The sequence below is a fragment of the Corynebacterium sp. DNF00584 genome (assembly GCF_001552965.1).
GTDB lineage: Bacteria > Actinomycetota > Actinomycetes > Mycobacteriales > Mycobacteriaceae > Corynebacterium > Corynebacterium phoceense.
Window position 1 is genome coordinate 1 of the sequence record NZ_KQ959747.1, and the last position, 21,524, is coordinate 21,524.

25 protein-coding genes are annotated in these 21,524 nt (G+C 65.3%); 9 read left to right on the top strand and 16 right to left on the bottom strand.

The genetic code is table 11. The annotated features are described in order from the left end of the window. Positions 1-357: 357 nt before the first annotated feature. The 7 genes from HMPREF0307_RS05530 to rpsH all read right to left on the bottom strand — a co-directional run bounded on the left by HMPREF0307_RS05530 (position 358) and on the right by rpsH (position 3,419). Positions 358-687: a CoA transferase gene (locus HMPREF0307_RS05530; protein WP_066488974.1), complete on the bottom strand. Its 330-nt coding sequence runs from the start codon at positions 685-687 to the stop codon at positions 358-360. 65 nt (positions 688-752) lie between these two features. Further along, complete coding sequence (rplO, locus tag HMPREF0307_RS05535; RefSeq protein WP_066488981.1) at positions 753-1,205, bottom strand: 50S ribosomal protein L15; 453 nt, start codon at positions 1,203-1,205, stop codon at positions 753-755. A 3-nt stretch (positions 1,206-1,208) separates the two neighbouring features. Then, complete coding sequence (rpmD, locus tag HMPREF0307_RS05540) at positions 1,209-1,394, bottom strand: 50S ribosomal protein L30 (RefSeq protein ID WP_066488994.1); 186 nt, start codon at positions 1,392-1,394, stop codon at positions 1,209-1,211. Positions 1,395-1,397: 3 nt separating this feature from the next. Continuing rightward, positions 1,398-2,039: a 30S ribosomal protein S5 gene (gene rpsE / locus HMPREF0307_RS05545; RefSeq protein WP_066488996.1), complete on the bottom strand. Its 642-nt coding sequence runs from the start codon at positions 2,037-2,039 to the stop codon at positions 1,398-1,400. A 40-nt stretch (positions 2,040-2,079) separates the two neighbouring features. Further along, positions 2,080-2,481, bottom strand: coding sequence for a 50S ribosomal protein L18 (gene rplR / locus HMPREF0307_RS05550; protein WP_066488998.1), 402 nt, complete (start codon positions 2,479-2,481; stop codon positions 2,080-2,082). 3 nt (positions 2,482-2,484) lie between these two features. Continuing rightward, positions 2,485-3,021 carry a 50S ribosomal protein L6 gene (gene rplF / locus HMPREF0307_RS05555; protein WP_066489003.1) on the bottom strand — a complete coding sequence of 179 codons (537 nt, stop codon included), beginning with the start codon at positions 3,019-3,021 and terminating at the stop codon, positions 2,485-2,487. Between the two features lie 14 nt (positions 3,022-3,035). Further along, on the bottom strand, positions 3,036-3,419 hold the full coding sequence (gene rpsH / locus HMPREF0307_RS05560; protein WP_066489007.1) for a 30S ribosomal protein S8: 384 nt from the start codon (positions 3,417-3,419) through the stop codon (positions 3,036-3,038). Between the two features lie 352 nt (positions 3,420-3,771). On the opposite strand from rpsH, the gene HMPREF0307_RS05565 reads away from it, so the two are divergent. The 4 genes from HMPREF0307_RS05565 (at position 3,772) to HMPREF0307_RS05580 (ending at position 7,758) form a co-directional block, all read left to right on the top strand. Then, the gene (locus tag HMPREF0307_RS05565; protein WP_066489010.1) at positions 3,772-6,063 is read left to right on the top strand and encodes an FdhF/YdeP family oxidoreductase; all 2,292 of its coding nucleotides are present in this window, start codon (positions 3,772-3,774) and stop codon (positions 6,061-6,063) included. A gap of 77 nt (positions 6,064-6,140) precedes the next feature. Then, on the top strand, positions 6,141-6,386 hold the full coding sequence (locus HMPREF0307_RS05570; RefSeq protein ID WP_066489012.1) for a DUF6457 domain-containing protein: 246 nt from the start codon (positions 6,141-6,143) through the stop codon (positions 6,384-6,386). Next, entirely contained in the window at positions 6,386-7,219 is an 834-nt protein-coding gene (fdhD, locus tag HMPREF0307_RS05575) for a formate dehydrogenase accessory sulfurtransferase FdhD (protein ID WP_066489014.1), read from the top strand. The genes HMPREF0307_RS05570 and fdhD overlap by 1 nt, the downstream gene beginning before the upstream one ends. 218 nt (positions 7,220-7,437) lie before the next feature. Continuing rightward, a complete protein-coding gene (locus HMPREF0307_RS05580; protein ID WP_066489016.1) occupies positions 7,438-7,758 on the top strand; it encodes a hypothetical protein in 321 nt (106 codons plus the stop codon). Between the two features lie 13 nt (positions 7,759-7,771). Here the strand turns inward: HMPREF0307_RS05580 and HMPREF0307_RS05585 are convergent, their stop codons facing one another. From HMPREF0307_RS05585 to rplN, 6 genes are all read right to left on the bottom strand, one after another. Next, positions 7,772-8,482, bottom strand: coding sequence for a 3-hydroxyacyl-CoA dehydrogenase NAD-binding domain-containing protein (locus HMPREF0307_RS05585; protein ID WP_231725071.1), 711 nt, complete (start codon positions 8,480-8,482; stop codon positions 7,772-7,774). Further along, entirely contained in the window at positions 8,449-8,610 is a 162-nt protein-coding gene (locus HMPREF0307_RS13295; protein WP_231725070.1) for a 3-hydroxyacyl-CoA dehydrogenase NAD-binding domain-containing protein, read from the bottom strand. The genes HMPREF0307_RS05585 and HMPREF0307_RS13295 overlap by 34 nt, the downstream gene beginning before the upstream one ends. 5 nt (positions 8,611-8,615) lie before the next feature. Beyond that, on the bottom strand, positions 8,616-9,401 hold the full coding sequence (locus tag HMPREF0307_RS05590; RefSeq protein ID WP_066489026.1) for a formate/nitrite transporter family protein: 786 nt from the start codon (positions 9,399-9,401) through the stop codon (positions 8,616-8,618). 124 nt (positions 9,402-9,525) lie between these two features. Then, on the bottom strand, positions 9,526-10,077 hold the full coding sequence (gene rplE, locus HMPREF0307_RS05595) for a 50S ribosomal protein L5 (protein WP_066489028.1): 552 nt from the start codon (positions 10,075-10,077) through the stop codon (positions 9,526-9,528). A 2-nt stretch (positions 10,078-10,079) separates the two neighbouring features. Next, positions 10,080-10,394: a 50S ribosomal protein L24 gene (rplX, locus tag HMPREF0307_RS05600; protein ID WP_066489030.1), complete on the bottom strand. Its 315-nt coding sequence runs from the start codon at positions 10,392-10,394 to the stop codon at positions 10,080-10,082. A 3-nt stretch (positions 10,395-10,397) separates the two neighbouring features. After that, the gene (rplN, locus tag HMPREF0307_RS05605) at positions 10,398-10,766 is read right to left on the bottom strand and encodes a 50S ribosomal protein L14 (RefSeq protein WP_066489032.1); all 369 of its coding nucleotides are present in this window, start codon (positions 10,764-10,766) and stop codon (positions 10,398-10,400) included. A gap of 253 nt (positions 10,767-11,019) precedes the next feature. Here rplN and HMPREF0307_RS05610 point away from each other — a divergent pair, with 253 nt between their 5' ends. Then, complete coding sequence (locus HMPREF0307_RS05610; protein ID WP_156435907.1) at positions 11,020-12,669, top strand: SMC family protein; 1,650 nt, start codon at positions 11,020-11,022, stop codon at positions 12,667-12,669. Beyond that, positions 12,662-14,254, top strand: coding sequence for a GTPase (locus tag HMPREF0307_RS05615; protein ID WP_066489037.1), 1,593 nt, complete (start codon positions 12,662-12,664; stop codon positions 14,252-14,254). Before HMPREF0307_RS05610 ends, HMPREF0307_RS05615 begins: the two co-directional genes overlap by 8 nt. Before the next feature lie 112 nt (positions 14,255-14,366). On the opposite strand, the gene HMPREF0307_RS05620 is transcribed toward HMPREF0307_RS05615, so the two are convergent. Together HMPREF0307_RS05620 and HMPREF0307_RS05625 are read right to left on the bottom strand one after the other, a co-directional pair. Next, complete coding sequence (locus HMPREF0307_RS05620; RefSeq protein ID WP_066489041.1) at positions 14,367-16,352, bottom strand: sucrose-specific PTS transporter subunit IIBC; 1,986 nt, start codon at positions 16,350-16,352, stop codon at positions 14,367-14,369. 137 nt (positions 16,353-16,489) lie between these two features. Continuing rightward, positions 16,490-17,806 carry a glycoside hydrolase family 32 protein gene (locus HMPREF0307_RS05625; RefSeq protein WP_066489045.1) on the bottom strand — a complete coding sequence of 439 codons (1,317 nt, stop codon included), beginning with the start codon at positions 17,804-17,806 and terminating at the stop codon, positions 16,490-16,492. Between the two features lie 23 nt (positions 17,807-17,829). On the opposite strand from HMPREF0307_RS05625, the gene HMPREF0307_RS05630 reads away from it, so the two are divergent. The 3 genes from HMPREF0307_RS05630 (at position 17,830) to HMPREF0307_RS05640 (ending at position 20,851) form a co-directional block, all read left to right on the top strand. Then, complete coding sequence (locus HMPREF0307_RS05630; protein WP_066489052.1) at positions 17,830-18,726, top strand: carbohydrate kinase family protein; 897 nt, start codon at positions 17,830-17,832, stop codon at positions 18,724-18,726. A gap of 76 nt (positions 18,727-18,802) precedes the next feature. Continuing rightward, positions 18,803-19,774, top strand: coding sequence for a sortase family protein (locus tag HMPREF0307_RS13300; RefSeq protein ID WP_082723247.1), 972 nt, complete (start codon positions 18,803-18,805; stop codon positions 19,772-19,774). A gap of 264 nt (positions 19,775-20,038) precedes the next feature. Further along, positions 20,039-20,851 (top strand): ShlB/FhaC/HecB family protein, encoded by an 813-nt coding sequence (locus tag HMPREF0307_RS05640; protein ID WP_066489057.1) that lies wholly within the window; start codon positions 20,039-20,041, stop codon positions 20,849-20,851. A 50-nt stretch (positions 20,852-20,901) separates the two neighbouring features. Here HMPREF0307_RS05640 and HMPREF0307_RS05645 read toward each other — a convergent pair whose 3' ends face one another. Beyond that, positions 20,902-21,504 (bottom strand): LppP/LprE family lipoprotein, encoded by a 603-nt coding sequence (locus tag HMPREF0307_RS05645; protein ID WP_066489058.1) that lies wholly within the window; start codon positions 21,502-21,504, stop codon positions 20,902-20,904. Positions 21,505-21,524 lie beyond the last annotated feature (20 nt).

A 21,524-nucleotide genomic window follows, 5' to 3' on the forward strand; every position in this document is an offset into this window, starting at 1 on the left:
GCCGCGAATTCGGACCCGACGTGCCCTGCAACTAAAACCAGATAACCCGCCCGAAGGGCGGGCACTTCAGCATGCCGTTTTCAGTCTGCCCAGGACAACGGCGCTTGGGCGTGCGGCCCTGGCAGGTTCCCCGGTCCGGTCAATGACGGCACCGTTGCCACACGCCCGTACCGGTACGCAAACTCCTCCGGCGCCACAGGCTCGGGCACCGAAGCATCCGAGCCGGCTATCCGCCGAGTAGAGGTCCGCGATGCCGCACGCAGCCTGCACCGGGGAATCGAAGCCGCGGCGGTCTGCCTACACGAACCCGGACGGTACCCGCACAACACCACATCGCCCGTCCGCGACGGCACTGCTCTAGCCATGACCGGTGGCCAGGCACTGAGCGGGGATCTCCAGCTTCGTCAGCGGATAGATGCACGGCACGTCAGCGCCGAATCCAGCGAGGAATTGCCCTGCGCTCGGCCCCGCCAGCACACGCGTGAGGTCAAGGACCTTGAGGGGACTGGGACGGAGACGCGGGGCGGCATCGGAAAGCTGGATGTAGGCCCAGCCGTCGCGGGTAGGAACGAACCCGGAATCGGCGCCAAAGAGCGACACGACCGCGCCATCGAGGCGCATGGTGTTGACGGCATTGCACGAGGTCATGACGGGAACGAGGAATCCTGTCACGTTGTGCGGTTGCATAGTGGAAGCCTACAAAACGCACGACACGCCCCACCATGACGGTGGGGCGCGACGTTTCCGCTTAGTTACTTCGCGGCAGCGGTAGTGGAACCACCGGCAGCCTCGATCTTCTCCACTGCGGACTTGGAGAACTTGTCAGCGGTGACATTCAGCTTGACGCTGAGCTCACCGTTGCCCAGAACCTTAACCGGCTGGTTCTTGCGAACCAGGCCAGCTGCGACGATGTCAGCCTTCGTGACGTCGCCACCGTTCGGGAACGCCTTGGCCAGGTCGGCAACGTTGACAACCTGGTACTCGACGTGGTTCGGGTTCTTGAAGCCCTTGAGCTTCGGCAGACGCATGTGGATCGGCATCTGGCCACCCTCGAAAGCGGCCGAAACCTGCTTACGAGCCTTGGTGCCCTTGGTACCGCGACCAGCGGTCTTACCCTTGGATGCCTCACCGCGGCCAACGCGGGTCTTCGGCTTGTTAGCGCCCTTGGTCGGGCGCAGGTCGTGGAGCTTGATGATGTCAGCCATGGTTTACTCCCCTGCCACTTCTTCGACGGTGACCAGGTGGCGAACCTTCTGAACCATGCCGCGGATGATCGGGGTGTCCTGCTTAACAACGGACTGACCGATGCGCTTGAGGCCGAGAGCCTCCATGTTCGCGCGGTGGTTCGGCTTGGTGCCCACCAGGCCCTTTACCTGAGTAATCTTCAGAGCCATTGTTTATGCCTCCTGACCTGCGCGCTTGCGCAGCATACGGGCCGGGGTGACCTCTTCGACGGTCTTGCCACGACGGGCAGCGACCTCTTCGGGGCGGACCAGCTGCTTGAGGCCGTCCACGGTAGCGCGGACGACGTTGAGGGCGTTGTCGGAACCCAAGGACTTCGCGAGGATGTCCTGGACACCGGCGCACTCGAGCACCGGGCGGGCAGCGCCGCCAGCGATGACACCAGTACCGGGGGCAGCCGGCTTCATCATGACGATGCCGGCGGCGTCGCGACCCTCAACCGGGTGGGTGATGGTGCCGGCGATCATCGGGACGCGGAAGAAGTTCTTGCGAGCCTCTTCGGAGCCCTTCTGGATGGCGGCCGGAACTTCCTTGGCCTTGCCGTAGCCGACGCCAACCATGCCCTGGCCGTCGCCCACGACCACGAGGGCGGTGAACGACATGTTGCGGCCACCCTTGACGGTCTTGGAGACGCGGTTGATGGTCACAACGCGCTCGATGTACTTGTCGCGCTCAGCATCCTGCTGGTTGCGACGGTCGTTGCGGCGGTCGTTACGACGGCCGCCGTTGTTGCGGTCGTTGTTACGACCGTTGTTCTCGGCGGAGCGTCCGCCGTCACGCTGTTCACGGTCCGACATTAGGCGTTCCTTCCGTTGATGTTTCCGTTTGCGTTGATCATTAGAACTTCAGACCACCTTCACGTGCGGCGTCTGCCAGAGCGGCGACGCGACCGTGGTACTGGTAGCCCGAGCGGTCGAAGACGACCTTCTCGATGCCAGCAGCCTTGGCGCGCTCAGCAACGAGCTCGCCAACCTTAGCGGCCTTGGCCTTCTTGTCGCCCTCGATGGCGCGCACGTCGGCTTCCATGGTGGAAGCAGCAACGAGCGTGTGGCCAGCGAGGTCGTCGATGACCTGCACGTGCATGTGACGCGACGTGCGGTGCACGACCAGGCGCGGTGCCTCAGGGGTGCCGCGCAGGGTCTTACGGATGCGGAAGTGGCGGCGAGCACGGGCTTCACGACGACGCGTGGAAATGTCCTTGCCGACCGGGGTGCGCTTGGAATTCTCAGTGTTTGCCATTGCTTACTTACCCGTCTTTCCGACCTTGCGGCGGATCTGCTCGCCGTCGTAACGAATACCCTTGCCCTTGTAAGGATCGTCCTTACGCAGACGGCGGATGTTCGCGGCGATCTGTCCGACCTGCTGCTTGTCAATACCAGAAACCGACAGCTTGGTAGCGCCGTCGACTGCGAAGGTGATTCCCTCCGGTGCCTTGATGAGGATCGGGTGGGAGTAGCCCAGCGAGAACTCGAGGTCCTTGCCCTTAAGCGCAACACGGTAACCAACGCCGAAGATTTCCAGCTTGATGGTGTAGCCCTCAGTAACGCCAACGACGGCGTTGTTGAGCAGGGAGCGAGTCAGGCCGTGCAGAGCGCGGTGCTTGCGCTCGTCGTCCGGACGGACGGCCTTGAGCTCGCCGTCTTCGACGACAGCGGTGATCGGCTCCGGCATGGCGACGTGCAGCGTGCCCTTGGAGCCCTTGATCTCTACATCCTGGCCGTTGATGTTGATGTCAACGCCGGACGGGACGGTGATTGGTGCGAGACCGATACGAGACATGTGTCAATCCTCCCTTACCAGACGTAGGCGAGAACTTCTCCGCCTACGCCCTTCTCCTGAGCCTCACGGTCGGTGAGCAGACCCTGGGACGTGGAGATGATAGCCACGCCCAGGCCGCCCAGGACCTTCGGCAGATTGGTGGACTTTGCGTACACACGCAGGCCCGGCTTCGACACGCGACGCAGGCCCGACAGGGAGCGCTCACGGTTGTTGTACTTCAGCTCGAGCGAGAGCTCGCGGCCCTCGACGGTGTAATCAACGATGTAGCCTTCCTTCTTCAGGATCTCGGCGATGTTGGCCTTGATCTTGGAGGTCGGCATCGACACGGTGTCGTGGTGCGCGTGGTTTGCGTTGCGCACGCGCGACAGCATGTCGGCGATAGGATCAGTCATGGTCATGGTTAAGTGACCGTTACCTTTCTCGTTGCGGTTCCCGCGTAAGTGCGCATCGCGTTGACGCGACGCCACCCCGCGCCCTCAATAAAAAGGACGTGCGTTGTCCGTGTGATTTCGGGCCACTTATCGCCCCGGACGGTCAATACCGCCGGCGCTCGCTGCCCTTTGATGCATACACGGTCCGCCACGGCGGGGCGGTGGGCCTACAACAAAGTTGAAATGAAATTCTTGAATTTTGGTATCCCATAACGCCGTGAGCTGCGCAAACAGCACCCGGGCATGAGTCCAAGAGTCTACGTTACACGGCGACCTGGGTTTTTCCAAAATTCTCGCTGCTTGTCGGTAGACTGTGGCCATGACTCCCATCGCAACTGTCTCCCGTGCCAATCCAGTGGCCAACCGCTTCGACAACCCACGCATCGGCAACCGCGTCACCGCCGCAGCCGGCGTGGGCGGCGTGTACCACGCCATGGAAAAGGCCATCCCTAACCGCGCGCTCGTGCCGCTGCTGAAGATGAACCAGCACGGCGGCATCGACTGCCCCGGCTGCGCCTGGCCGGAGCCAGCGCAGGGCGATATCAACTTTGTCGAGTTCTGTGAGAACGGCGCGAAGGCCATCGCCCAGGAGACCACGCCCAAGCGCGTTACCCGCGAGTTCTTCGCGAACACCACCGTGCAGCAGATGCGCGAGATGACGGACTACGAGCTCGACCAGCTCGGCCGCCTCACTGAGCCCATGCTCTACGACCGCTCGCGCGGCGACGAGAAGTACCACCCGGTGAGCTGGGACGAGGCCTACGATCTCATCGCGGAGCAACTCAAGGCGACGGATCCGGACCGCGCCATCTTCTACACCTCCGGCACCGCGGTCAACGAGTCCGCGTTTATCTTTGGCGTGCTGGGCCGCCGCCACGGCTCCAATAACCTGCCAGACTGCGCGAACCTCTGCCACGACTCCACGGGTGTGGCGCTCGCCAAGACCGTGGGCGTGGGCAAGGGCTCCATCGTCATGCAGGACATGTACAACACGGACCTCATCATCTCCGTAGGCCAGAACCCCGGCACGAACCACCCGCGTTCGCTTACTGCGTTTAAGAAGCAGAAGGAGAACGGCGGCAAGTTCATCACCATCAACCCCATGCCGGAAACGGGCCTCATGAAGTTCAAAGAGCCCCAGTCCATTAAGGGCGCGATTGGCATCGCGGACAAGATCAGCGACGAATACGTGCAGGTCCGCCTCGACGGCGACCGCGCGCTGTTCCAGCAGATCAACCGCGAGGTCATCCGCCGCGACCTGCTTGACCGCAAGTTCCTCGACGAGTTCTGCTCGAATGTCGACGAGACCATCGCGCACCTTAACTCGCTTGACGATGCCGCCCTCGAGCGCGGCTCCGGCGTCTCCCAGCGCGAGGTGAAGAAGATCGTCGACTACGTCGAGAAGGCAGAGACCGTCGTCCTCGCGTGGACGCTGGGTGTTACGCAGCACCGCAACGCCGTGGCCACCATCCAGGAGATGATGAACTTCCTGCTGCTCACGGGTAACTACGGCAAGCCGGGCGCCGGCTCCGCCCCGTTCCGTGGCCACTCCAACGTCCAGGGCGACCGCACCATGGGTATCTCTGAGAAGATGCCGGAGTGGTTCCTCGCCAACCTGGAAAAGGAGTTCGGCTTCGACGTCCCCCGCAAGCACGGCGTCTCCTCCACCGGCGCGGGCATGCAGCTGCGTGATAAGAACGTGGATTTTTTCATGTCGCTGGGCGGCAACTACATCCGCGCGATGTCGGACACCACGGCGCTCGAGGACGGCATGACCGCCACTAAGCTCTCGGCCCATATGCTGACGAAGCTCAACGGCACGTGCGCGTGGCCGGGCGAGAAGTCCCTCATCCTGCCGGTACGCTCCCGCACCGACGTGGACATCCAGGCCTCCGGCCCGCAGAAGGTTTCTGTCGAGGCCTCGGACTCCAAGGTCTCCGCGTCCTTCCCCAAGCGCCGCGCCAACCGCGACCTGGACCTCCACTCCGAGGTGCAGATCATCTGCAACGTCGGCGAGCGCACCTTCGGCGACGCCTTCTGGAAGCCCATGATGGACAATTACGACGTCATCCGTGACCACATCGCGAACGTCATCCCTGGCTTCGAAAACTACAACGAGCGCTTGAAGCGCCCCGGCGGCTTCATGCTCCCGCACGCGGCCCGCGAGCGTATCTTCAACACCTCGGACGGCAAGGCGCAGCTCACCATCAACGAGACCGACACTATCGAGCTCGAAGGCGACCAGTTGCTGCTTACCACCGTGCGCAGTCACGACCAGTACAACACCATCTCCTACGGTCTCGATGACCGCTACCGTGGTGTCCGCGGCGGCCGACGCGTTATCTTCATCCGCAAGGAAGACCTCATCCAGCGAGGCCTCAAGGACGGCGACATCGTCGACGTCGTCTCCGAGTACGAGTCCGGCCGACGCGTCGCGCCGAACTTCCGTCTGGTCGAGTACAACATCGCCAAGGATTGCGTGGGCGGCTACTTCCCGGAGCTCAACATCCTGGTTCCGGTCGAGCACATGGCCAAGGGCTCGGAGACCCCGGTCTCCAAGTCACTCGTGGTCCACCTCGAGCCGACCGGCCAGAACGCCAACAATCTCTAAGCCCGCCACCGCCTGAAAGTCCCGCCCCGAGCGGGACTTTCGCGGTCTTGGACAGGTCCACGACTACAGTTGAGTTCATGACTAAAGACAAGGATCCCATCCAGACCGCCCACGAATGGCTTGAGGAAGCCGCCACCACGCTCGGTCTTGACCCCAAGGATGCCACGGCACTCGTCAAAGAGCTGCTTGACCTAACAAAGAACGTCGCGCATAACCGTTCGCGTCCGGCCGCGCCGCTCACCGCCTTCGTCGTGGGCCTGGCCAGCAAGGACGTCGAGGAAGCCCGCGCCAGTATCGCCAAGCTCAACGAGGCCGTGCAGTAGTGGCGGGCCGCGTAACCTCCAACTTCGCGGTGACCAAAGTGCGGCTCAACGAGGACCGCACCGAGGTCATCCAAGTCGACACCCGTGCTGATTCCGTCGCCGGCGAGGAGCCGCTGGAAATTCGCGTCGATGGCCAGACGCTCACCACCACCATGCGCACCCCGGGCCACGATATCGAGCTCGCCCACGGCTTCCTTCACTCCGAGGGACACATTCAGGCCGCCCGCGACATCGAGTCCGCCAAGTACTGCGAGGGCGCCACGCACGACGGCGTCAACACGTACAACCTGCTCGACGTCGAGATGCGCGACGACAACGTCATCTCGCTCAAAGACCTGCGTCTCACGCTCACCAACTCCTCGTGCGGCGTGTGTGGCACCTCGTCCATCGAGGAGCTCGCCAAGAAAACCCGCTACCCCATCCCCCACATCCCGGTCGACCCGCTCGTCGTCGCACAGCTGCCTGACAAGCTACGCGAGGGACAGAAGCAGTTCCGCAAGACCGGCGGCATCCACGCTGCGGGCGCCTTCACGCTCGACGGCAAACGCGTGGTCATCCGCGAGGACGTGGGCCGCCATAACGCGGCGGACAAGGTCATCGGCCATCTGCTCATGGAAGGCCGCCTGCCCGCGGACGATCTCATCCTCGTCATGAGCTCCCGCGCCAGCTTCGAGCTCGTCCAGAAGGCCGCCATGGCCGGCTTCGGCATGCTCGTCGCTGTCTCCGCAGCGTCCTCGCTCGCCGTGGAGACCGCCCGCGAGACCGGCATGGCCCTCGTCGGCTTCGCGCGCGGCGACCGCTTCAACCTCTACTCCGGGGAGCTGAAGAAATGAGCCTCATCGATTTCCTCGTCGACGTCGAGCTCGACTCGCCACGCCCGGACTACCGCGCCCTGCTCATCGCGGTCCGCGGTGCCTAGGCGCCCACCACCGATGCCGCCACAGAGCCCTCGGCATTCCAGCCCCACGTCGCCGCGTGGCGCGCGGCCTGGCAGAACTTCGGCCTCGACCCCGCGCTCTTCGAGCTCGGCGCCCAGCCTTCCGATGCCCCCTTGGTCACTCTCGGCACCGCGGTCGCCCGCCGCTTCGAGCTGCCAGTCACGGTATTCGCTCTCGACGGCTTCGAGGGCGCTGTGCGCGTCGACGTCGCCACGTCGACCGTCCGCGACGTAGCTGGCACCGCCGCACGTCGCTTCCGGCCGGAGCACCGCCTAGCCCCCACGGCGGAGACGACGGACGCGCTCTTCCTCCTCGAGGCGCTCGATCCACTCACAGACGACGATCTGCGTCTCGCGGGCGACGACATCCTCGACGCTCTACGCGCCGTGAACCCCGACGTCGAGGTCGCGCAGCGCATCCTTCGCACCGAATAGCCCCTAGTAGCTCCTAGTGTGTCTCGCGCACGTCGAGGAAGCCGCGCAACAACGCATTGCGGCGCTGGGTGCCGGCCTCGAAGGTCGCCTCGTCGTTGCCGTAGGCGGCATCGACCTGCGCGTAGACCTCATCGAGGTCCGACATGTCCGGCACACCCGCGACGAGCTCGGTGTCCCACGCGCCCGCGATGTGCTCAATGATGGACTTGATGCCGTCCGGGCCGCCGCCCAGGCGGTTAGACTCGAACGGTCCGGTCGCGGCGTAGCGCAAGCCCAGCGAATTGCGCACGATGGTGTCAAGGTCCTTGGCGTCAATAACACCCTGCTGCACGAGCGAGATGGCCTCCCACATGATGACCTTCTGGATGCGGTTGCCGACAAAGCCCGGGATTTCCTTCTTCAGCGCGCTGGGCTCGAAACCGAGCTCCGCGTAAACCTCCAGCGCCCGGTCGACGGTCTCTGGAGAAGTCGCAGGTCCCGGCACGACCTCGAGGACCGGCATGAGCGCCGGCGGCGTAAACGGATGCCCGATCACGATCCGGTCCGCGGCCGGATTCCCCTCCGCGATCCTCGACGGCAGGATGGCCGAGGTCGAGCTCGCCAAAACCGCCGTTTCCGTAAGCGATGCGAGCCGCGCGAAAATCTCGCGCTTGAACTCGAGCTTCTCTGGGCCCGCCTCCTGGACGAAGTCTACGCCGTGGAGAAGCGTACCGCGCCTCCGAATTCGTCTTTCACCGCGTCTGCGAGTTCTTCGCGCACGTCGGCCATGCGCACCTCCCACCCCGCGTCGACGAAGCGCCGCGCAAACGAGAAGCCAATCAGTCCGCCGCCTACTAACAATGCTGTGCTCATGAGCTCTAGTCTCGGTATGCCTCCGGGCCCTTGTTGAGCCAAGCATAGACGCCGCCGATGAGGAAGCCGCCGCCAATCACGTTGCCGATCCAGACGATGACCCAGTTGGTGAATACCGCACCAATCGTAAAGTCAGCTGGGAACTCCGCCGCGCCAAAAAAGGTGAGGGTAACCAGGCAGAAGTTCGCAATGACGTGCTCGAGGCCCATGCCCACGAAGGCCGCGATGAGCGGGACGATGACGATGAACTTCGAGACGATCTCCTTGGCGAAAATGCCGCCCACGATCGACATGTTGACCACGAAGTTAGCAAGCATACCCTCGACGAGAAGGCCGCCTGGGTCCTTAGCAAGCTTGCCCTCCGTCAGCGTCACGATGAGGTGGTCGACAGGCATCGCACCGAGCTTGGCTGACAGGCCCATGCCCGCGGCGAAGATGATGCAGCCGACGAGGTTGAAGAAGGTGGTGACGACGATGAGCCAGAAGGCCTTGCCCCACGAGACCTGCTTATTCGCCGCGCCATAGATCATAAACATCATGTTGCCCGTCGCGAGATCCGCGCCGAGGATGATAATCGCGAACAGGCCGAGGCCGAAAAGCCCGGCGAAGGCGACGGCGCCGAGGCCTGGGAAGTTGCCCTCCACCGCCTGCCCTACGACGCCGGCGAACGCAGTGCCGATAGTGAGGTACGCGCCGGCGAGGATCGCGCGGACGCTAAAGCGCGCCGGCGACTCGGCGAGAAGTGTGGTTTTCTTCGTGACCGCGGCGGCCACAGAGTCATTGAGAGACATGCTCGTGTTAGTCCTTGCAGAGTTAAATGAGATGGACCCATATACTCTACCCCCAGACACGCCAAAACCCCAGCCTACGGTGCCGGAAAGGGGGCATCGGAAAGCTGGGGCGGGTAAGCGAAGCTTACTTGAACGGGAAGCCGAGCTCCTTGAGCAGGCGGCGGCCTTCCTCGTCCGTGGTGGCGGTGGTGACAACCGTGATGTCCATGCCGCGCGGGCGGTCGATGGAGTCGATGTCGATCTCGTAGAACATGGACTGCTCGGAGAGACCGAAGGTGTAGTTGCCACGGCCGTCGAACTGACGGTCAGACAGACCACGGAAGTCGCGAATACGCGGCAGCGCGATGGTCAGCAGGCGGTCCAAGAACTCCCACATGCGGTCGCCACGAAGGGTGACGCGGGCGCCGATGGGCATGCCTTCACGCAGCTTGAAGTTTGCGATGGACTTGCGTGCGCGGCGAACCTGCGGCTTCTGACCGGTGATCTTGGTCAGGTCATCGAGCGCGCCGTTGATCAGCTTGGAGTCGCGAGCAGCGTCGCCGACACCCATGTTGACGACGACCTTGACGACGCCCGGGATCTGCATGACGTTGTCGTACTTGAACTCCTCGTTGAGGGTGTTCTTGATTTCCTCGCGGTAGCGAGTCTTCAGACGCGGGGTGTAGTTCTCGCTCATGATTAGATGTCCTTCCCGTTGCTACGCGCGATACGGACCTTCTTGCCGTTCTCGTCGAAGCGGTAACCGACACGGGTCGGGTTACCCTCCGAGTCAACGATGGCAACGTTGGACACGTGGATCGGAGCTTCCTGCGTGACGACGCCGCCGGACTGTGCGCCGCGCTCGTCGGCAGAGTTGGCAACGTGCTTCTTGATGCGGTTGACGCCCTCAACGAGGACGCGCTCGCGGGCCGGGTAGGCCTCGATGACCTTGCCCTGAGCGCCCTTATCCGGACCGGAAATAACGACAACCATGTCGCCCTTATGGATCTTCATAAGTTAGATCACCTCCGGTGCGAGAGAAACGATCTTCATGAACTTCTTGTCGCGCAGCTCACGAGCAACCGGGCCGAAGATGCGGGTACCGCGGGGCTCGGAGTCGTTCTTGAGCAGAACGGCAGCGTTCTCGTCGAAGCGGATGTAGGAGCCGTCCGGACGACGGGTCTCCTTCTTTGCACGGACGATGACGGCCTTGACGACCTCACCCTCCTTGACGTTGCCACCGGGGGCAGCGTCCTTGACAGTCGCGACGATAACGTCGCCGATGCCAGCGAAGCGTCGGACAGAGCCGCCGAGAACGCGGATGCACAGAATCTCTCGTGCACCAGAGTTGTCGGCGACGCGCAGACGCGATTCTTGCTGAATCACTATGGGTCTCCTTGACCTGGATTAATGTGCGCCAAGATTTCCGTCCTTGACACACGCGGTCTACGTACATGCGGCTTGCGACTCTACAACGAACCTGCGCGGCGGGGCCGTGCTGTCGAGGGGTCTCGGGGCTGGCGGTTCGGAAATCAACCGCCGGTACCGACCGGCCACAAGCAACCTGAATATTCAACCATATCCACCCCACCTGGGCCAAATCCCCCGTTTATGTGTGCGAGCTGCAACAATGGAGCGCGTGACTGACACATCTCTTTCCGGTCTAGACCGGCTGCGCGCCGCCCTCGCGGCCTCGCCCCTGCCCGGCGCCGCGCCGTTGCTCCATCAGGTCGATGACTATATCGCGCCGCGCCTGGCTAACCTCGACGCTCCGCTGCTCGCCGTCGTGGGCGGCTCCACCGGCTCCGGCAAGTCCACGCTGGTCAACGGTGTGCTCCACGAAGAGGTAACGACGTCGGGCGTCATTCGACCGACGACGCGGCAGCCCTCGCTTATCGCGCATCCTTCGGACGCGGAGTACTTCGGCGCGTCGCACGTCCTGCCTGGGCTTGCGCGCGAGCACGGCGGGGCGAACCCACAGGCGACGACGTTGCGCATCGTGTCCACCGAGGCCGTGCCCGCGGGCCTCGCACTCATCGACGCGCCGGACTTCGACTCCATCGACGACACGAACCGCGCCCTCGCCTCGCAGCTCCTCGCCGCCGCGGACTTGTGGATCTTCGTGACGACGCCGGCGCGCTACGCCGATCACCTCGTGTGGCAGTTCCTCGAGGACGCCGCCGCCCGCGACATCAAGGTCGTCGTGGTCCTCAACCGCGTCGACGAGGACGCGCTCACCACCGTCCCCGCGGACCTGCAGCGTATGCTCGCCGAGCACAACCTCGGCGCCGAGTTCTTCGTCGTGCCGGACCAAGGCCCTCTCGAGGGCTTGCTGCCGGCCGCGCGCACGGCTGACCTGCGCGCATATCTCGAACGCTTGGCTGCCGATACCGCCGCGCGCCGCCAGCTGGCCGCCCGCACCGTCGCAGGCGCCCTGGCCAAGGTCGCAGCAGGCACAGAGACGCTCGCCGCGGAGCAGCAGTCTCGCACGGACTTCGCCGCGCTCATCGACGAGGTCGTCGCCGGGCACTACGCCGACGCCCGCGCCCACGTCGAGGAAGCCACCCGCGACGGCAACCTCTTGCGCACCGAGGTCCTCGCCCGCTGGCAGGACTTCGTGGGTACCTCGGATACTTTCCGCGCGGTCGACCGCTGGTTCTCTGCGGCCCGCGACCGAATCGGTTCCTTCTTCACCGGCAAGCCCGCGCCTGTGCGCGAGGTCGAGACCGAAATCGAAGCCGGCCTCCACGCCGTCATCGTCGACGGCGCCGAGACCGCCGCAGCCCGCGCGTGGACGTACCTCGGGTCCTCTGCGCCCGAGCTGCGCGCCGCCGCGTCCCCAGAGCTCGCCCACGCCAGCGCCGATATTTCCGAGCGCGCCGCCCTCCTCGTGCGCGAATGGCAGGCCGAGCTCGTCGCCGACATCGAAGAGAACGCCGCGGGCAAGCGCATGACCGCGCGTCTCGCCTCGCTGGGCGTCAACGCCGTGACCGTCGCGCTCATGGTCGTCGTCTTCGCCTCGACTGCGGGACTGACCGGCGGCGAGATCGCCATCGCTGGCGGCTCCGCCGTCGTGGGCCAGAAGCTGCTTGAGACCATCTTCGGCGAGGACACCGTGCGTCGCATGGCCAAAGCCGCCCGCAAACGCCTCGACGAGCGCGTCCGTGCGCTCATGGATTCCGAGAGCGAGCGCTACGACGCCGTGACCGCGCCGCTCGCGGAAGGCCCCTCCGCAGACGAGCTACGCGCGGCCGCCACCGCCGCCACCGAGGAGGTCCGCGATGTTTAACCGTTCCCACTCGCTGTCCGAGCGCCTCGACGCCCTCGACCGCGCCGCCGAGTCCGGCGGCGAGTTCTTCACTCCCGAGCAGCACGCCGCCATCACCCGCGTCCGCGAGTCCGCCGCCGCCCGGCGCGCGCTGTCCGCCGAGCACACGGTGGTCGGCTTCTTTGGCGCCACCGGCTCCGGCAAGACCTCGCTGTTTAACGCCGTGGTCGGCGAGGATCTCGGTGCCTCCTCGCCGCGCCGCCCCACCACGTCCGCGCCGTTCGCCGCCGTGTGGCACCCCGAGGGCTCCTCCGCGCTGCTCGATTGGCTCGACGTCGAAGACCGTCGCAACCGGCCCGGCGACTTCGCTCCCAAGGCCGGCCCACTCATCCTCCTCGACCTGCCGGACTTCGACTCCGTCGAAGCCTCCAACCGTGCGATCGCCACGCGCCTCGCGGGCCAGGTCGACGTCCTCGTCTGGGTCACGGACCCCGAAAAATACGCGGATAACATCATCCACGACGACTTTATCCGCCCGCACGCCTCGCACTCGGCGGTTACCCTCGCGGTCCTCAACAAGGCGGACAAGCTTGCCGATGCCGACGTCCCCACCGTCGCCGACTCCCTCACCGAGCTCCTGCGCGAGGACGGCCTCACCAAGGTCAAGGTCGTGCCCACCTCCGCGAAGACTGGCCTTGGCGTCGACGACCTGCGCACAGCCATCGCCAAGGTCGCCGCGGCCCACAACGCGCAGACCGTCCGCATCGAGGCCGACCTCGACACGGTCACCGCCGCGTGGGCCGACGAACGCCCACCCAAGGACGTGCCCGCGAAAGCCAAGAAGGAACTCGACGAATACCTCGCCACCGCCGCTGGCGCCGAGCGCCTCGCCGCCGCGACGGCCGCCGCCTACCGCAAGCGCCTGGGCCAGACCACCGGATGGCTGCTCACCTCGTGGGTGCTGCGCCTGCGCGCCGACCCGCTGCGCCGCCTCGGCCTGCGCGAGGCCTCGGACGACACGGGCGTGCACCGCACCTCCCTGCCGCCGCTCGACGCCGCCGGGCGGGCTCAGGCCAACAAGGGCCTGCGCGCCTACGCCGCGGCCGCCGCGGACGGCCTCTCCCCCGCCTGGGCCAATGCCGTCGCCGACCGCGCGGAGTCCATCACCGATAAGCTTCCCGATGCCCTCGACCGCGCCGCCGCCCGCACCCGCCTGCCCGCACAGCCCTCGAAGCCTTGGGGCATCCTCACCTTCATCCAGTGGCTCGCACTCCTCGCTGCCCTCGTGGGCGTGCTGTGGTACCTCGCCGCGGCCTTCATCCCTGGCGCACTCACGCCGCTCCTCGGCGCAGACCTCACCCCGGAAATCGAGGGCTGGCCGTACCCCACACTGCTCATTCTGGGCGGCCTCCTCCTAGGCATCGTGTTGGGACTCATCTCGGCAGCCTTCGGCGGCGTCATCGGCGCCGGAGTCAAGGCCCGCACCCGGCGCGCCCTGCGCAAGGAAATCGCCGCAACCTCGCAGGAGCTCATCGTCGAACCGCTCACTGAACTGCGCTCGCGCTACGCCGCATTCCTCGACGACATCCACGCCGCCGCGCGCTAAACCCCCACACGACAACGAAGGGTCCAAAACTACCGGATTTCGGTTCCTTGATTGTCGCGAAAAACAGCAACGCCGCCCAGCGCATGCTGGACGGCGAGGAAGCTAGACGGGGTTAGGCGGGGGCATCGGCAGGCTCGGGTTTCGGGTCAACCGTAGCGAGCGGGTCACCGAAGTCGATGGTCTCGCCCGCCCTGTAGGCAGGGAGCACCGGGCCGGTCTTCTTCGAGTTGGACACGACGACCGGAGTGGTCACCGGGTAGCCGGCGGCCTTGATGGCCTCGATGTCGAACTCGCACAGGACGTCGCCGGCCTTGACCTCGTCGCCCTTCTCCACGTGCGGGGTGAAGTGCTCGCCCTTGAGGTTCACGGTGTCGAAACCGATGTGCATGAGGATGTCCACGTTCTTGCCCGCGGCGTCCTTGCCGCGCACGGCGTAGGCGTGGCCAGAGGGGAACGTGACGGTCACCTTGCCGTCGATGGGCGCGACGAGCGTGCCCACGGTCGGCTCCACGGCGGCACCGGCGCCGAGCTTGCCCGCGGCAAACATCGGGTCAGACACGGAAGACAGCGCGATGGCTGTGCCGGACAGCGGCGAGGCGATGCGGAAAGCGTTCGGATCGGCGACAGCCGACGGGGCGGCACCGTCGGCGGCAGCGGCCGGGACGTCGGTCGCGTCAGGATCAATGGTGCCATTGCGGGAGATAAGCACGCGGCCATACGCAAAGGTTGCGCCAAAGGACACCACGAGGGAAAGCACGCAGCACAGCAGGAACTGGCCGTAGTCCTCCGGACGGATGGACACGACGCCGATGAAGCCTGCGGCACCGAGCGCGGTGGCCTTGACGTCGAGGATGGCGATCATCATGGAGGCAATAGCGGAAGCCCCCATGCCGATGTAGAACGGCCAGCGCAGGCGCAGGTTCACACCGAAGATAGCGGGCTCAGTAATACCGAAGAGGGCGGAGATACCGGACGCGCCGGCCAGGCCCTTCATCTTGTCAGACTTGGTCAGGAAGTAGATGGCCAGAGCTGCGCCACCCATGGCGATATTGGCCATGGACGCCGTCGGGAAGACGAAGGAACCGCCCTCGTTCCACAGCATCGTCTCGATCGGCGGGAAGGACTGGTGCAGACCCGTGATCACGATCGGCGAGTAGACGAGACCGAAGAGGAAGCCGGCCACAGGACCCGCGAACTCGTAGAGGTTCGCCAAGCCCAGTCCCAGCCAGTCGCCCGCGGTACGCAGGAATGGGCCGATGAGCACAAACGTGATGAAGCCCGTGACCAACAGCGTGAGCAGCGGGGTGAGCATGAAGTCCACGGTGCCCTTGAGGCGCTTGTGGAGCCACTTCTCGATGGTCGCGAGGATCCAGGAAATAACGAGCGTCGGGAGAATGGAACCCTGGTAGCCGGCCTGCGCGACGTCGAGGCCGAAGATGTGCCAGTACGGCATCTCGCCGGCCTCGATGGTCGCAGCCACGTTGTAACCGTTGACGAGGTCCGGCATAACCATGGCCATCGCCATACCCGCGCCGAGGAACTCGTTGCCGCCAAAGCGCTTCGTTGCGGTAAAGCCCACGAGGACGGGCAGGAACGCGAACGGCGCGGAGGCCAGCAGGTTAATAAGGCCGGCAACATCTGCGAGCGCCGGGTACATCTCGATGACGGACTGATCGCCGAACAAACCTGCCTGGGACAGGACGTTGTTCAGGGCCATCAACAGACCGCCACCAAGCAGGATCGGGATGAGCGGCACGAAGATATCGGCCAGCACCTTCACGGCACGCGAGAAGCGGTTGCCCGAGTCCGCCGCGATGTCCTTGAGGTTATCCGTCGACACGGCGATGTCCTTGGACGTCGCCTTGTTGATTTCGTCGAACACGACGTTGACGTCGCCCGGGCCGACGATGACCTGGAACATGCCACCAGCCTCGAAAATGCCCTTGAGGTCAGGGTCGTTGTCGAGGGCTTGCTTGTCGATTTTCTTCTCGTCTTTGATGACGGTGCGCAGGCGGGTGGCGCAGTGCGCCATCGCCACGATATTGTCCTCGCCGCCCAGCGCGGTGAGGATGCGCGCGGCTACTTCTTTATGGTCCATGGAGCTTCCTTACTTCTTGACCATGTCTAATGTGAGACAAAGCAAAAGCTTTCTTCTCTATTAGACCTGACACTCCGGGCATAAATCCAACTACTCGGGCGTGAGATTGACCTCTTTCACCTTGGAAATATCGTGCTTTATACGCGGCGCCAGCCGTCCCAGACTGCACCGCCCGGCGCGAAGACGGGCACGGCGAAGGCCGCCTGACCGTCGCCACCGAAGATTTCCACGGCGCAGCCGTCAGCGCTGAGGACGAGCTCGCCCGCGCCGCACTCGGCCGTGCGCGTGTCCCACTCCCCCGGCACGACCGCCGCGCCTGCCGATGCCGCCTCCTCCGGCGTCACCGACAGCGCCGCCGTCCCAGGCTCCACGGCATCGCCCGCGAAACGCGGGCGGGCGACGGTGAGCTGCGCGCCGTCCCAGTCGACGCGCAGGCACACCTCGCCCGCGGCGGTGAGCTCGTACGTGCCAGGCTCGCGGGTCGTGAACGAGCCCGGAATGTCCCACATAGGCTCCTGGTAGAGCGCGCCGTCGCGCAGCGTCACCTGGCGCGGGACAGTGAGTGTGTGGACCCAGCCCTCGGCCTCGACGGTCGGCGTGGCGTCGCGGGCCGGCATTCCCATCCACCCGACGAGCACCGCGCCCTCGTCATACGCGATGAGCTGCGGCGCATAGAAATTGTGGCCGTGGTCAAGGATGCGGTAGCCCTCGGTCACCGTGAACGTCGTGCCCTCGAGGTGGCCCACGATGTAACCACACTCGTCGCGGCCCGGGAACTGCGGACACAACACAAGAACATGCGACGTGGCACCGGTGGCGGCATCGGAAAGCTCGAGGAGATTGGGGCATTCCCACATGTAGGCGTCTGGGACGTCGCCCACGAAGGTGACCTCGCCCTCGAAGTCCCAGTGCGCGAGGTCGGTGGAGCGGTACATGACGAGCGCGCCGGTCTCATCCTCGCGCTGCGCGCCGAGGACCATGCGCCAGCGGCCGTCGGCCTCGCGGACAATCTGGGGGTCGCGGAAGTGACCGGTGAAACCGGGTTCGGTATCGGGGATCACTGGGTTGTTGGGGTCGAGCTCGTAGAAGCCGCCCTCGGGGCCCAGGTCGGTGACGCGAACGCGGTTCTGGCTGGGAATGCGACGGCCGTCGACTTTGAGGTTGCCCGTGTAAAAGAGCCAGAGGTCGTCGCCGTCGCGCACGGCGCCGCCGGAGTAACAGCCGTGCGCGTCATAGGGATGATCGGGGTACAACACATTAGGAAAGTGGCGCGGGCGCTCCGGGCGCGTGAGGCTCACCACGGTGTGTGCCCAGCCTGTGCGCTTGGGCACGTGGGGATAGCCGGGGTCGTGCTGGTAGTAGAGGTGGAGGTCCGCGCCGTCGACGAACATGCCGTTCGGATCGTTGAGGCGGCCAGCGGGCGGGGATACATGAAAGTGAGGGCGGTAACTCATACGCTCCGATAGTATTTAATTTTATGAAGATTCACGTCTGCGGCGAGGGTCTCGTTGATCTCGTTCCCGTCGCGCCCGGTCCCCTGCACGACCTCACGCCGGCTCTGGGTGGCGGCCCGTTTAACGTTGCCATTGCGGCCGCGCGCCAAGGCGCCGACGTCGCTTTCCAGTCGCGCTTGTCCACGGACGGCTTTGGCAACACGCTCGTGGCGCGCCTGCGCGACGAAGGCGTGGATACCACCTACGTCCAGCGCGGCGAGGAACCCACGACCCTCGCGGTGACGTCCCTGGCAGGCGACCGCTCCGCCTCCTACACCTTCTACATCGAGGGCACCGCGGACCGCCTCGTCGAGCCAGTCTATGCTCCGGCGGATATCGCGTGCTTCGGCACCGTCTCGCTCGCACTGGAGCCGGGCGCTTCGCGCTACGCGGAGCTGCTCAAGCAGTTCTCGCGCCGCGGCACCATGGTCGCGCTCGACCCGAATATCCGCCCTTTCTACGCCACGGACGAACACCGCGCATTCTTGAAGAGCCTCTTCCCGTTCGTCACGCTGCTCAAGCTCAGCGACGACGAGGTGAACTTCCTCGGCGAGGACGCGCTCAAGCACGTGCCCGTCGTCGTCACGACGCTGGGCGGCGACGGCCTTGCAGTGAAGACCTCGCGCGCCGAGGTCCACGTCCCGCCCGTACGCACGAATGTGGCGGACACCATCGGCGCGGGCGATACCATCATGGGCACGCTCCTGGCCGAGATCACCCGTCGCGAGCTGCGCGCCCCGGACCTTCAGGAACTCACAGTCGCTGAGTGGCGCGACATCCTGACGTTTGCCGCGGGCGCAGCCTCCGTGACTGTCTCGCGCCGCGGTGCCAACCCGCCCACGCGCGCGGAGGTACAGCAGAAGATCGCCGCCGCGCGTTAGACGTCCCACGGGCAGCGCGCGGGCGTAAAATAAACCCACTCGTCTCGCGCTTCGCGCCCGTCCCCCGGAGTCTCCCATGCCGTACCCCACCGACCCCCACCGCAGGTCCGGTGACGGCCGCGGCACCCGTCGCGACACCTACCGCCTCCCCCGCCCCAGCGCCGACCCCACACGCATCACCCCGCGGCCAGGAACCTATAGCGTAGGGCGTCCCGCCCGCGCTGCCGATGCCCCCGCCCCTACTCCGCGCCGTCAGCCCCGCCGCACCGCGCCCCCGCGCACCACACCGCGCCTCGAAACCAGCGCGACGCGCCCGCCCCGACTCAGCCCGCACCCCGCGCCGGCAGCCGGTCCGCGTATTCCGCGCGTCGCCCTCGTCTTAGGACTCGTCCTCATCGTGCTGCTCGCGCTCACGTTCTTCGCGCTGCGGCATCAGGAACCGGAAGCCCCTGCAGCACTGAGCGAAGCCCCCACGACGACCGTGGAGGCGCCAACCATCGAGCAGGCCGCCGCAGTGGAGATGTATATCCCCGCCATCAACGTCCGCGCGCAATTCGACGAGGGCGCGTGCCGCACGAAGGACAACGCGCTCGACCCAGCATCGCTCGACAAGGCCTGCACCTACACCGCCGCGGACCGGCCGTACTCGCTGCCGGGGACGGACGCACCGGACATCGTGGTCATCGCCGGTCACACCGCCGCGGGTGTGCCCGCCGTGTTTAATAATCTCTACGACGGCACCCGTAACGAGCACAAGGTCCACGAGGGCGACAAGCTCTACGTGCGTACCGCAGCCTCCGGCGAGAAGTGGCTCATGTACTCCGCCACGGACTTCCACGACCCGGTCAAAGAAGGCCTCGCGGATGACCCGGACGTGTGGGGCACCGGGCCCATGCCGGGCCGACTGCTCACCATCAGCTGCATCCAGCCAGCGAATCTCCTCGAGGCGTCGGTGAAGAACGCCGTCGTCGGCTGGTCCTACGAGGGCGTCATTGACGGTGCAGACGCTTCGAACGGCGCCGGGCCCGCAGCCCCCGCGTCAGCCTAAGCCGCACCGAATCACCCGCACGGGCGAAAACTCCCAGGAAATCCGCGCGACGCCGCCGCGCACTGCCATGCACAGGAGGAACGCCGACCCGACCATCCCCGCCACGCGCGGGGATTTTTTCCTGCCGCGACACGCCGAAAGCAATGCACACAGTTGTTTATTTCTGAGGTTAGTGTTTCCCATGTTGCTGTTGTGTCATAAGGAACGGCAGCTTTGACTACAGTCTTTTTCTTCCACAGTCCCTTCTTTTTCACAGGAGTAAACATGAAGCGTCTCGGCACTTCCCTGGCTGCTGTCGCCATGTCCGGCGTCATCGCCTTCGCAGCCACCCCTACTGCCCTTGCGTCTGACATGCCGTCGGCCGCAGACATGCAGCCCACCGTCACCCCGCAGGTCCTGGGCCAGACCCCGGCCACCCCGGTCGTTCCGACCAAGCTCGAGTGCGCGCCGACGCCGCCGAAGGCTGAGACCTCCGACAAGGCACAGTCCTACGTGCTCACGGGCAACAAGGTTGTCTACCTGCACGGCTCCGGCGAATGGGTCGACACCGCCGAGCGCGCCGCCTCCGAGATGCCGCTCAACAACGTGGAGCTCACCCGCTCCGGCGAGATCAAGAAGCTCATCGAGGAAGATCAGAACTGCTACCGCGAGAAGGGCTACGAGGTCCCGGGCGTCCCGGTCGTCGAGAAGAAGTCCGAGCGCTCTGGCGGCAACTTCGACGCCGGCGAGATCGCGAGCAAGGTCCTCCCGCCGCTGCTCGTCATCGGCGGCATCACCTGGTATCTCAACCAGGACGGCTCCACCTACGTCCAGGACAAGTCCCGCAAGGACTCTACCCCGACCGAGGAAGAAATCCGTATCTCCAAGGACCTGAAGAAGGGCCACATCAAGGAGATCCAGGAGCAGTCTGGCCAGCCCGTCACCCCGACCCCAGACACCCAGGGCCAGGTCCCGTCCGGCGAGCGCGGCATGAACGCTGAGACCGGCTCCAACACCGCAGCACGCGCCCTCTTCGCGCTGCTCGTGTTCTCTGTCTTCGGCGCGGCTGCCTTCGTCGCACGCCGTAAGTTCGCCTAGGACACAACGAGAACAGGCCGCCACCCCTCGGGGTGGCGGCCTTTCGCGTTTTAGTCCGGCGAGCCCGTCATGACGACGCGCTGCTCAGCCTCGTCCCACGTGAACTGCACTTCGTTAAGCCCGCTGGGCGCGGCATTTGAATCGCCCTCGCGGACGTAGACGTAGCCCACGGAGATGGAGTCATCGCTCGTCTGCGTGATCCTGGGCGCGAACCCGCGTGGCTCCTGCGTCGCGGTGCCGAGGTACTCGCCCTTGTGGAAGAGCATGACGTGGTACGGCGAAGAAGAAGTGCCGCCCACGATAGGGACCACGATGTAGGACAGTGCCAGGCACGGATCGAAGTCGTCCGTGTAGGCGTACTCGGCATCCCACTCCCAGCCGTTGTACTTCTCCAACGTGCCGATATTCTCCGCCACAGCCTGCTCCCCCGTGACCGGCGCACAGGAGGGGGCCTCGGTGGGTGGGGTGTCAGGCAGCGGTTGGTCAGCAGTAGGCTGCGCGATGCTGGAGGGAGCCTGCGGGGCCGCGGAGGGGGCATCGGAAAGCTGGGGGCTTTGGGTCACCGTCACGGTGGTGGGCTCTGAGGAGCCCGCGGAGCAGGCCGTGAGCGCCGCAGCGGTGAGGATCACGGGGAGCAATAGGGTGCGGGACATGGGGCCCACTATAGCGAAAC